The organism is Labilibaculum sp. (genome assembly GCF_963664555.1).
In the GTDB taxonomy this organism is placed as follows: Bacteria; Bacteroidota; Bacteroidia; order Bacteroidales; family Marinifilaceae; genus Labilibaculum.
On sequence record NZ_OY761461.1, the window covers coordinates 2,446,525 to 2,458,969 of the forward strand.

Annotated in this window: 11 protein-coding genes; all 11 read right to left on the minus strand. The window is 36.9% G+C overall.

Features of this window, described 5'->3' with window-relative positions:
* Window positions 1-20: 20 nt before the first annotated feature.
* Window positions 21-2,531 (minus strand): S9 family peptidase, encoded by a 2,511-nt coding sequence (locus ACKU4N_RS09770; protein WP_321322707.1) that lies wholly within the window; start codon window positions 2,529-2,531, stop codon window positions 21-23.
* 364 nt (window positions 2,532-2,895) lie between these two features.
* Window positions 2,896-3,342 (minus strand): hypothetical protein, encoded by a 447-nt coding sequence (locus tag ACKU4N_RS09775; protein WP_321322708.1) that lies wholly within the window; start codon window positions 3,340-3,342, stop codon window positions 2,896-2,898.
* 83 nt (window positions 3,343-3,425) lie between these two features.
* Window positions 3,426-3,974, minus strand: coding sequence for a DUF1697 domain-containing protein (locus tag ACKU4N_RS09780; RefSeq protein ID WP_321322709.1), 549 nt, complete (start codon window positions 3,972-3,974; stop codon window positions 3,426-3,428).
* 40 nt (window positions 3,975-4,014) lie between these two features.
* Entirely contained in the window at window positions 4,015-4,443 is a 429-nt protein-coding gene (locus ACKU4N_RS09785) for an acyl-CoA thioesterase (RefSeq protein WP_321322710.1), read from the minus strand.
* 96 nt (window positions 4,444-4,539) lie between these two features.
* Window positions 4,540-5,196, minus strand: coding sequence for a tetratricopeptide repeat protein (locus tag ACKU4N_RS09790; protein WP_321322711.1), 657 nt, complete (start codon window positions 5,194-5,196; stop codon window positions 4,540-4,542).
* Window positions 5,184-6,590 carry a hypothetical protein gene (locus ACKU4N_RS09795; RefSeq protein ID WP_321322712.1) on the minus strand — a complete coding sequence of 469 codons (1,407 nt, stop codon included), beginning with the start codon at window positions 6,588-6,590 and terminating at the stop codon, window positions 5,184-5,186. Before ACKU4N_RS09795 ends, ACKU4N_RS09790 begins: the two co-directional genes overlap by 13 nt.
* Window positions 6,566-8,788 (minus strand): urea transporter, encoded by a 2,223-nt coding sequence (locus ACKU4N_RS09800; RefSeq protein ID WP_321322713.1) that lies wholly within the window; start codon window positions 8,786-8,788, stop codon window positions 6,566-6,568. The genes ACKU4N_RS09795 and ACKU4N_RS09800 overlap by 25 nt, the downstream gene beginning before the upstream one ends.
* Window positions 8,789-8,790: 2 nt before the next feature.
* Window positions 8,791-10,137 (minus strand): alanine racemase, encoded by a 1,347-nt coding sequence (locus ACKU4N_RS09805; RefSeq protein ID WP_321322714.1) that lies wholly within the window; start codon window positions 10,135-10,137, stop codon window positions 8,791-8,793.
* Window positions 10,138-10,193: 56 nt separating this feature from the next.
* Window positions 10,194-11,240 carry an ATP-grasp domain-containing protein gene (locus tag ACKU4N_RS09810; RefSeq protein ID WP_321322715.1) on the minus strand — a complete coding sequence of 349 codons (1,047 nt, stop codon included), beginning with the start codon at window positions 11,238-11,240 and terminating at the stop codon, window positions 10,194-10,196.
* A 1-nt stretch (window position 11,241) separates the two neighbouring features.
* Window positions 11,242-11,484 (minus strand): PqqD family protein, encoded by a 243-nt coding sequence (locus ACKU4N_RS09815; protein ID WP_321322716.1) that lies wholly within the window; start codon window positions 11,482-11,484, stop codon window positions 11,242-11,244.
* A 186-nt stretch (window positions 11,485-11,670) separates the two neighbouring features.
* Entirely contained in the window at window positions 11,671-12,267 is a 597-nt protein-coding gene (locus ACKU4N_RS09820) for an AraC family transcriptional regulator (protein ID WP_321322717.1), read from the minus strand.
* Window positions 12,268-12,445: the final 178 nt, after the last annotated feature.

Below are 12,445 nucleotides of genomic sequence, written 5' to 3' on the forward strand. Positions count from 1 at the left end.
TATTTTAGGCTAAGAGAGTCTTACTTTTTAGGTTTATCATTTTGCATTTCGATATAATCGGCGCTGTTTCTAAAATCGCCAAGTAAATACTTACAGAAATATTCCCCGCGTAACCAGAACGAGTATTCACTCATGTCACCAAATCCGTGGCGTTGACCGGGATAAATGAAGAAATCGAATCGTTTGTTTGCTTTGATCAAGGCATTGGCCATTCTGATTGTATTTCCAGGATGTACATTGTTGTCAATATCACCGGTAACAAGCATTAGTTTTCCTTTTAGATTTTTAGCCAAACTTGGATTATCATCAATTTTATAGGTAAAGGTAGTATCTCCCTTTTCAGATATTTCCTCTTTCACACCATGATGTGTTTCACTCCACCAGCGATTGTAGATGTTATTGTCGTGGTTTCCGGCAGCAGAAACTGCTGCTTTAAAGAAATCAGGATAAACCAACATGGCCGCTGTAGACATGAATCCACCTCCGGAGTGACCGAAAATTCCCACTTTAGTAATATCAATAAAGTCAAATCTGTCGGCCAATTGTTCCAAACCAACTTTCTTATCTTCCAAACCATAATCTCTTAGGTTGCCATAACCATAGTTGTGGTACCATTTCGAACGGGCAGGGTGACCACCCCGATTGCCGAGAGTTACTACAATAAATCCCAACTGAGCCATACGATCGGCTCTGTCCATGCGGGTCGAGAAGCTTTTGTAAACGGCTTCGGTTTGCGGCCCAGGATATACATAGGTTAAAATTGGATATTTTTTATTCGGGTCAAAATCGAATGGCTTGTACATCACTCCATAAATATCCGTTACACCATCACCGGCTTTTACTTTAAACAGCTCGGGGAATTGATAACCGGTTTCAAATAATCGGGAAAGATCAGTGGTTTCCAAATCGATTAATTTGCTTCCTTTCGAATTGTACAGGGCCGAAACCGGAGCTGTATTTACTCTTGATGAGTTGTTTACAAAGTAATGGTTTTGATCATTCAAACTTACATCGTGCGAGAAATCTCCCTTGTTCAAAAGTTTCAATCCTGTACCATCGAAGTTTACACAGTATAAATGGGTGTAATATGGATCTTCACCATTTTCCCTGGCATTTCCAGTAAAGTAAAGGACTCTGTTTTTTTCATCAATTCCCTGAATTCTATCACAGTGCCAAGGGCCTGATGTAATTTGATTTTTTAAATTCCCTTCACCGTCGTAAAGATAGAAATGTGCCCAGCCATCGTGTTCCGACCAATGAATCAGTTCTTTTCCGTTGTTCACAAAACCCAATGGTCTGGTTTCAATATAAGTATTTAAACGCTCTTCGATAAGAACTTTTACTTCACCAGTTGAAGTATTGGCAGTACAGATATCAACGCGTTTCATATCACGGCTCTGACGCTTGAAATACAATAAATCACTGCTGGGAGATAACCATATTGAAAATTGCAAATCATCATCTGCATTTATTTTTTTTTCGGGAGCTCTTAGGATAGAAAGAGTCTGATCTTTAAATGCCGAAGCTTTTACTTTTACCGATTTTTTACTTTCCCAGTCGAAAATTAGAATTTCGTATTGAGGAGCTTCTTTTTCCCCCGGCATGTGGTATTTGTATTTTTCTATAGTTGGTCGGGGAGAGGCGACAGAATTAATTACCCAAAGATCTTTTACTTCACGCTCATCCTCTTTGGTTAGTGCAAACTTTTTTGAGTCGGCCGAGAAAGTCACATAAGCTGCTTTGCGTTTGTCTTTTTCTTCCTCTATTTCTTTATTGGTTTTGCCATAAGTGCCACTGCCATAGCTGTAATATTCCATACCGTCAGTGGTTAATTCATGTTCAACAATGGTGGAATCTTTTTCATTTTTTTGAGCTTTTTTATAGTTTTCCGCATCCATCCAATATAAATTATGATGTTTTGCAAAAATTACATATTCCTGATTTGGAGCTACCGAAGCCCAATCTTTTTGCTCCAAAGGTTTTTTAAATTCATCAAGTAGATTTAGCTTTTTGGAAGCGATTTGGTATTCAAAATGCCAAACTTTGGCAATCATTTTCTTTTTGGTTTTTTGCTTTTTTTCACCTTCTTTTTCCTCTTCCTGCTTGTCACCGTCTTCGTCGTCTTTTTCTTCCTCTTCCACCAGTTTGCTTTCTATCTCAAATTGAATGGTTTTTTCATTGTTGATGAATTTCAATTTGCTGATGTCCAGATGTTCTGAATCGAAAGGATCTGCCGTTAAACGACTCATGTCAGCGGCCATTTTTACTGTATTAAACAGCTCCGATTTTGTGCTGCTTACCGGATCAACCAAATAGTAGAAGTTACCTTCTGAAGTTTTGTAGTTGTACCAGAATTTTTCACCGTTCTTCAACCAATGAGGATTAACACTGGTCGAGAATACGATTTTTTTTAGTCGGTTAGGCGAGAATTTTGCTGCCAATTCATAATTTGCTTTTGCAACAGGAATTTCCTGTGCAAACAAGCCCGTTCCTATTATTAAGAATAGGAGGGTGAGTAAATTTCTTTTCATTTAGTTGAGTTGCTTGTGTTGTTTTAAGGCAACTAAAATAGAAATTGGTACAATAAAAAGACTTGTTTTTTTACACTTTTCGATAAGAAGGCTGATTTTCGGGATGTACGAGTGAGATCCTTGTATTTTGCTTTGGAGACGATTAAAATATGTCACTAAAAAGAACTGTGAAATTAAAGATGCCACAGCCTTTATTTGTTTCTTATTGCGCGTTTTTTGATATTTTTCAGTCCTTTTTTTTGGGCTTTAAAAATTAAAGAAAGAGCCGAGTCCGAAAAGGTAAAACGATCATCATTTTCATCTAACGATTCACTGGCAATTACCCTTTGAGAGTATATTTTTTGTCATGTCTTAATTTCATAGACTACAATAATGAATTCTGATTTACTTTTTTGAAAGCGTTTTGTCCCATTAGGAGGAATGAATCAAGTTCATTTCTTAGTTTAATTGCTTTTGTATTGATCAGAAAATCAAAACCGGTGGTGCTTTGCAGAAGAGCAAATGTATTTTCGGATGGGGCAAACTTAAACTGATCTGGTGTTAGGTAAGGGAAATTTACATCATCAATGAATTGTACCGAATCACCACCAAGTTTCTGAAGTTTTTTAGTCATATTTTTATCCAGAGCATTTTTTGCTGTCCATGGAATATCGGCTTGTATTTTATTCACCAACCAGGTTCCATTTTCGAAATTCAATACTGGCGGAGTCTCAAATACATACTGATAGGAGGGAAAACTACAGGAACTTACGGTAAGGATGATAATCGAAATTACTACTGATTCTAAATGTGATAAGGCTTTTCTGTTCATGATCTTGTCTAATATGTTTTAATACACATTTAAGACATCCATTTGCTTTACTTCACGTATTGGGTCTAAAAGATTTTTCTTTTTTATTCCTGCTTTATTAGTTCCAATAATTTAAGAACTGTATTCCAGTTTCGTGTAGTTGTTTTTACTTTTAGCTTCGATTCGAAAAACTGATTGCTGAGTTTCGTTTTGTGATATGGCCCGGGGCAATAAATAAATACATCTTTATCGATAATTTGAAAACTGTCTGGCCCGTAATTTAACTCACTAAGAGCTTCGGTTAATTCTGTTTTTGGAGTTTCATTTAGGAAGCTAAGGTAAAGACTATTGTTTTCATGGATTCCGACATATGGGTTGGTCTTAAGAGTTTGTTTCCATTCTTTTACCGATCGTACAATTACAGGCACTTCGAAACCGTATTTTTCTGAAATGGCATCTTCTAATTTTGCTTCAAGTTTAGAATTAGCGACGTTTTGATATTCAAAAATTACATTTCCACTTTGGATGTAACTTATGCAGTTTGTAAATCCCAAATCAGCATACATATTTTTAAGATCAGCCATCAGAATTTTACGTTTTCCACCCACATTTATTCCTCTTAAAACAGAAATGTATTTTATTTTTTCACTCATAGGATTTCAGACTTTTATTGGTGATGAATGGAATATAGCATTATTCGTTATGCATTTGTAATTTAGCTTTTTCGTAAGCATCCAAAATGCGTTCCGGAATCAATGAAGGTCTCTGTTTTTCAAGATTGTAAAAGCAACCTGTCTGCTTTCCTTTGCAATGAATTATATCACCGGAAAAGATCTCAAAATCCATTTCCCACTTGCTCGATCCCAGATTTTTAATTCTGCATGTTCCCTTTGGATGATCATGAATGGTTAACGGAACTTTGTAATGCACTTCAGTTTTAATGATAATAGGGGAGATATTGGTAGCTATCATTTCATGATAGGGAAAGTGGCTCTCCAGAATCAAATGTCTTAAATCTTCAAACCATCTGATATAGACAATATTACTTACAATTCCCATTGCGTCAATATCATAGGCCTTAATGCCTATTTCCATTTCAACGATCATTAAATCAGTTGTCATTATTTTCGATTGTTAGCGTTTATAGTTGTTGTGCGACTAAATGTACATAATCTAAATTAGTATCGAAAATAAGAATTGGGAATTAAATCGTCTTTTTTACTTCGAAGGGTTTTCCTGTGCCTGACCTAATAGCTTAAGACCTTCTAAAGCAGACGGATCATTTGGGAAATACCACAGGCTTTTTTGAAATAAAATTAGGGCTTCTCTGTTTTTGCCCATTCTATAATCGGTCCAAGCAAGCATAATAAGTGCATCGTATCCAAATGGATATAAATCCACTACTTTTTTAAAATGTTGATGCGCTTTTTCATAATCTTCCCTTCCATAGAAAATAAGGCCTAAGCGGTAATTGGCAACGGTTTGATTGGGGGATATGTCAAGAATTTCTTTGTAGATATTTAGAACTTCGTCCCAATTTCCAATAGCCGCTTTGGGTAATACCAAGCCAAATTTCGCTTCTTCGGCATAAGGTTTTAAATTAACCGCCCGCTGATAATGAGCGATGGATTCATTAAACACACCAGCCTGATAGTTGAGCCAGCCTAAACGTAAATTAATCTCATATGAATTTTGATCGTATACTGCTTTTAGCTGATCTATGGCATGAGAGAAATCGCCTTCTTTTTCATTTTTATAGCTTTCTTCGAATGCCAGGCGTATGGTTTTAAAATCCTGACCTGTTGCGCTGTTGTATAGCAGGGAAATGAATAGTAGGGAAAAAATACTGCATTTGATTTTTTTTAGAAGTTCCATTTGATTCCTCCGGTTATTGATTGAACATTGATGTTTTGACTACTCAATTCGTCATTTATTGTGTAATCATTTTTTTCTTTTTGATTTTGCCAGATCAGGAACAGATTTAATTTTCCTTTGAATAGATATTGATAAATTGAAAACTCCTTCCGATTTTTCACAAGGTTAACGCCATTAAAAACGGAATATCCCTGATTTTCGACCTGTTGGTATAAATCTCCAAAAGTATATCCTGCATTTGCCCACGTATTTTTTGCAATTCGGAACACAACAGCAGTTTTCCAATAGCTTCTATTTAGCGAATTCTCATCTGTTTTTTCTTCTATCTGATTGGTAAAACCTACAGATAGGTTAAGATTTGTATTGCTCAAGGGATAAAATGTTAGTTTCAATTCCTGCTGCCAATGAGTAAGATCGTCTTCGTTAGAGTATAAAACTCCTGCGTTAAGTTTCCAATTGGATATATGCTGCGAAAGTCCCAGATAAGCAATAAAGTTATTTTGACTGAAGTGATAGGGAGATAGAACAATATCTGTATCAGCAGTATCTGTATTGGCGGTGTCGTTTCCATCTCCGGTTCCATCTCCACCACCAGGACCATTGCCATTTCCTCCGGCTTTTGTGAATGCGTTTTGTTGGTCAAGTGCCGTGGTAAGAGTTTCTGAATAAGGGTTTCCGTTTATTTTTATCTGCATGATATGCCCTGCGAGGATTAATTCGGTTCCTGTGCCTGCATGAAAAGAACTTTTTAAGTAATACTGATTTTGGGTAATATCTTCGTCGAAAAAGTAGGTTTCACTTACAATAGAGTTCTTTACATCAACATGACTAAATGCCTGAAACAGTGAAACCCTTTCCCCTAACTGATGATTGAGACCAATGCTATAGTGTAGAAAGTTTTTGCGAACGGTTTGTTCCTGCAATAGATCTGAAGCAATTAAATAATCATCCAATAGTTCATGTTTGATTTCCGAATACAGTCCGGAAACAATTTTTGTTTTCCCGATACCATATTTTTTCGATGTAGACTGAGCCAATCTGTTTTGCAATTGGATTGCGTCCTTTTCCCGACCGCCAAACAGATACGAAAAGTACAGATATTCTTTTATAATGGCATCTTCGCTATTTTGCAGGTACAACTGATGAAAAAGACCCGCTGATTTTCTGTATTTTTTTAGCTCATAGTAGGCAATAGCTGCACGGTACTGCAAATAATAAAAATCAATACCCTGTTTGTTGGCTTTCTCAGCTTCTATAATCAATTGTTTCCATTGCCCTTTTTGGAACAGATCAAAGCTTTCTTTGTCTACCTGAGCAACGCTAAGTTTTTTCTGCGAGTTTGCAGATAAACCGAGAAGAATAGCCAGAATTAATATGCTTGCATGTTTCCACATTTTATTTCTATTAATTTACCATTTCTACTGATTTTAATAGTTATTGAGGCACCGCTTTCTATTCTGATTTCAGAGCTTAGATGCTCCTTTTTAATTGGATAGCCCCATTCAATTTTAGATAAGAGTTCAATTTTTTCGGACTTAATTCCTTCTTTTTTATTTTGGTATTTTAATTGATAGTCTGACTGCAGATAAATGTAAAAGGGAGCGATGAAATCCTGCAGAAATAGTTTGCTTGAGCTGAAAACCTGATTCGGAGGTATTTCGGCTTTTACATTCAGGTCTTGATAATATCCCAGATAAACTTTATAGCAGGATAGATACAAATAGTAAAGCAGCGATTGTCTGTTGCCAAGATAGTTGTGGAATTGTAAAACATTCGATTCAACACTGAAAAAAGCTTTTGAATTGGTTTGCAGGCATTGAATGTAGGTATTTCCAATTGCATCGGACTTGACCTCAAAATCCCAGTTTTTTTCCATTAGAACCAATTTTTGGTCAAGACCGGATTCTATGGTTAAAGTAAATTTTTGTCCTGTCTGGAAACCAAGTGTTTGAGACAATATCGGATGGCTTTCTCCCCGCAAAAGTTTATCGTTTTGCTTTGGCCTGGAATAAGATTGCAAGCACAGAGTATTTTCCTGACGTTTAATATAATGTGGAAGTGCGGCATCAAAAGTTGAAGATCCAATATAAGGTGTGGTCTGAAATTGAAAATGAAGATGAGGGTAGGGCGATCTTCCGGAATTTCCGCAGATACCCAGCACCTCACCTTTTTTCACCATATCACCCTTTTTCACTTTAAAACAGCCTTCTTTAAAATGACTTAATTGCGAGTAAAAACTGTAATTGTGACGAATCACCAAGCTGTTGCCCCAATTCTGTTCTAAATTTACCTGCCCAATTTTGTTATCAGGAATACCATCTAAAATATTTACAACTTCTCCATCTGCCGGGCATAGTATTATTTTGTTGTAGCAGTAGTAATCTTCCACAAAATCACCATCGTTTTTGTATTGCTCATTTTTATCATCAAGTATTACGAAATCCCAGGCATGGCGCCATTCATTTTTATGGGTAAACTCACCTTCATGAGCTTGGCTTACTGACCACTCTCCAATAAACGGAAGTTGAAAATCAGGGAATACATTTGAGGACAAACGCTGAGTATTGCTTTTGAAATAGTACAAATTCTTCTCCGGAGAGTTGTGCTGTACCTGCACCTCCTGCAGTTTTCCGCTGGGTTGATGCCGCAATTTTAGAATGTATAAGAAAAGAAGAGTTACCACATTAAATGGTAATGCATAAACTGATAGTCGGTAAGGAGCAAACCAATGCATGCTGCTGAGTGTGATTAGCACCACAATTGGCAGCAAAAGAACAATCCATAAATAAGAATATGGTGATGGAATCACGTAAAATGCTCCTAGCGCAATGGAGGTTAGAATAAAGTTAAAACCAATAAAAGTATAGCCTAATTCGCTAATGTTTGCATCGATGAGAATATAGAAAAAGTAGGCAATATAATAGCCTAAAATGGCGAATGTAAAGGCAATTCGAGAATAGAAAAGCAAACCAATTAGTATTAGTAAACCAGCCAGCCAATTGCTTTGGAAGAAAATTGCCCCCAGCGATTTTAGAAATATAGAAACTGATTCATGCAATTCCCAATTTTGAATACTATGGTAGATATTTACCAGTTTCTGCCCACCAAGGCTGAATATTTCGTTGGCCTGATAAATGCCGCGTTCACTAATTCCCAGTGAGGTTAAATCACTGCTTGCAAGCATAATCATCCAGATTCCAAGCAAAAAAGGAACACTTAAAAAGGGCAGAGCGTATTTAGCCAGTACACCTTGCAGAAACAAGCAGATAAATAGGGTAAGAATGGAGGACAGAACCACCAAAACAGTTATTTCGAGTCCCGGCTGAAAATACAGGCCTATGCCTAAACCTACTAAAAGACTGTTAAATCCATAGCTGCCATCTTTAATGTAATAGGTTGAGAAGCCCATTTTGTAAGCAACTAAATTTGCTGTTAAAATGGAAATCAGACCTGCTGTTCCGGCCCAGGGATCGAAAAAACTAACTACCAAAAGTAATGCTGCAAAGGCTTTGTTTCGTGAGAAAAATACCTGAGCGTAGCTGTTTAGCGTCGCTTCTCCTAAAAATAGTATGTTCTGTTTAAGCTCTTTCATTATTATTTAAGATGTCCGGGGACAGTTTCCAAGGCGTTAAATTGTTCAAAGCTTTCTTTTTTACGGATAACGTGAATCTTTCTGTCTTCATCAATTAATAATACAGGCGGACGAAGTTTTATGAATTGCATCCATTGGGTCATGTTATAGGCTCCAATTCTTGGAATTACAACGGCATCGCCTTTTTGAAGCAAAGGAAATTGTATGGCCTCACGAATCACGTCAATGTTCATGCATAAAGGGCCATAAATCGTTGTATTTTCTGTTTGCTCCGAATTTAATTTAGTAGGTATAACCTCATGTTCGTACCAAAAGGAGGTGAACAACATATTTACTCCAATATCAATAACTGTAGCTCTGCGTCCATCAACCAAACGCTTGTTTGCCAAAACACTTCCTAATGCATAACCGGCTTCATCAATCAAAGCCCTACCTGTTTCCAGCAGTAAAAGAGGTAATTTATCAGGAGGCAATTCACTTCCTAAAAGAGCAGATGTTAGCGCTTCGGCATAATCATCAAAGGAAGGACAGGTGTCTGAGCCCGGAAGATAGGCACCTTTCAGAGTATTTCTTGTCGCAAATCCGCCGCCCAAATCTAAGTATTTCACATTATGGTTAAATTTTCGAAACAAGCGAACGGCCATATCCGCCAGTTTACTTGCTGCGATCGCGTAGGCACTAACAGCTGTAATGTAGGTTCCCATGTGTGTGTGTAATCCTACTAGTTCCATGTGATTGTGCAGCATAATGCGGTTTAGTGCATGCCATGCTTCTCCGTTTTCAAGGTTAAATCCAAAACGGTCCCATTGTGGATATATACCCGCATTTAAATTGATGCGCAATGCTACATTTGCTTTTTTATTCAGTTTTTGAGCCAATTCACCCAGAAAATAAAATTCATCTAAGCTGTCCAAATGAATCATTGCTCCATCGGTGATTGCTCTTTCTAAATCCTCCTTTGATTTTTCGGGTCCATTAAATATGATCTGATCGCCTGAGATGCCGTTTTCAATGGCTTTGGAGTATTCAAAACCCGAAACGACTTCAGCCCATGCTCCTTCGGAGTGAAATATTTTACAAACAGCATTTAAATAATTGGTTTTGTAGGACCATGCAAATTGCACTCGCGGATATCGAGTGGAAAATGCTTTGTAAGCGGTTCTGTATGTTTTTCGAATACAAGGCTCAGATAGTACATACACAGGTGAACCATATTCCTTTAATATATCGTGTACGGAATGTTCCTCAATATGACTAAGCGTTGCTGTTTTAGTCTTCATTCCGAATTTGTCGGGCATGCCGGCATTTACCTTATTGAGTATGGGCCTTTCGTAATCCAATTTTTTCATCTGATAGTATGTTAGGTTTTTAAGTTCTTATAATTGTGCCACTTCAAGCTGAATTATTACATTTCTCCGGTAACCGAGAGACTTCCGAATTGTTCGATATCCCCAATTAAATCATAGGAATATCTGATAAACATTTTTCCGACTTCATATTCCGAATAGTTTGGGACATCCATTTCAAAAGCTAGTTTTATGAGCGCTTCAGGCAGATTTTGTCCGGCAGCAACGGCCAAATAGACCCATGCCGGAATTCTGGGGTTAATTTCAATAAGGAAATATTCATTCTGATTGGTCTTTATCAGTTCCAATTCCATTCCACCCCGCCATTTGGTTTGTTTGATTAATTTTTTGGTTAAATCAAGCATTTTTTCATCCTTAATGGTAATTCCTCCCCAGGCTTTTCCTTTATCAGTGATGTACTGTTTTCTCATAGGCACTGCGCCAACTGTATTTCCAAGCCCATCACCCAGTGCCACAACATTTACTTCAGTACCTCGAATAAATTCCTGAATGATAACGGGCAGTCCCCATTTTGCAGAAATTTTGTTGAAATGAGTATTTACCTGTTCTGGAGTATAGGCCAAATATGCATCGTAAAATTTGCCTTTTACGAGTAAGGGATATTCAAAATCCTTTTCCAGTTCTTCAATGTCTTTTCGGCTGGTAATCGACTTGCTAAAAGGAACTTTAATCCCGTACTTTTCACCATATTCGTTAAGATTTGCCTTGTGTCGTTCCTCAAACTGCTGCATGGTTGGCAGGAAGGTACGAATGCCCATTTTCTCAAGTTTTTCCTTCGATTGAATAAAAGTGTATAATTCAGCATCCAGGTTGGGAACGATAAAATCTAGATTTTCCTTGGCATTGATATACTCAATTCGTTCAAGCACAGCATCCTTTCCTGATGATGGATAAGGAATTTGGTAGGTTTTGTCGACCAAATCGCGCATGTAAATTCCTGGCTCCAGATTTTCGTAAGCCAGACCGATTATTCTTACGTCAAAATCTTTGCTTTCTTTTAAACCTCGAATAACCGGTATTCCCGGTCCCGGATTATCGGTATTGTTTAATCCTGTGACTGCGATATTAAATTTTGGTTTTTTCATTTTATTTGTCAAGCAATTCGTTGTGTTGGAGCATTTTCAAAAAATCTTCCATGTTTTTTTCAAGAGTTACCAGATCTACTTCGTATCGATCGAGTATTAATTGGTTAATCTTTTCGATATCGTATCCTTCTTTTAAATAGTTTAATATCTCTTTTGCAATAGGATTTACGATAAAAGAGTCTCCGGTTTCAGGATTGAACAGGAACCCATTTTCACTGATGGCTATGTTTCTTCTTAATTTCATGATATCGGGATTAATGCTTGGTTGATGGAGACTAATGAACTTTTAGGAAATGCATGATGGAAAGTTCATTAAGCTCCTGTATTACAAAGGAAAAGGTAAGGAAATGTCTGATTGTAAGTATTACAATATTTCGTGAATAAGTTATAATATTTGGTTTTGCTAAGTGGGGAAGTGTGCCTGGTGAGTTTAATACAAGGAGTGTAAGGGCTTTTTGTTATTTTCTTGATTTTTTTTGTAATCGGTAACGGATGAGCCGGTAATTTTATGAAATTGGTTGGATAGGTATTGTACACTGCTGTAATCCATCAGGAAAGCAATTTCGCTGAGCGTGTATTCATCCTGATCAATTAGTTCTTTGATTCGTTCTATTTTATTCAGAATAATGAATCGTTCTAAGGTAATGGATTCGTGCCTGGAAAATATTTTGGACAATTGCTGATAGCTTAATCCTAGTTTGCCGACTAAATATTCCGATTTTTGGGCAATAGAATCCGCATTATTCATTTGATGAATCAATTCAATAACTGCTGTTTTTATTTGTACTACTATTTTTTGTTCATGACCAACTACTAACTCCATACCATTTTCCTGAATGATGGAATTAATTTTTTCCATGTCGAGTTCATCAGTATCGTAGGTAATTGTAGCCATTCCTAATCGAATTTTATCGACTTGAATTGAATTTTCCTTTAACGACATGCTCAAAATCCGAACACAACAATTGCAAACCATGTTTTTAATGTAAATGGTCTCTGTATGCATTCTGTCATCTTTTTGATGCATGGCGATTATTTCAGTAGATTTTTCTATTGACCGTACAATCCTAAATATAGTGATAAAATTATTTTTCGGAAAAGAAATAAGTTTGTAAAAGACAGAAAGATAGGCAGGTCTATCAGCGAAGGGTCTGTTTTTTTGCCTGAATTGGGAAATGTCAATGTTTATCGTCTTTTCATGATGC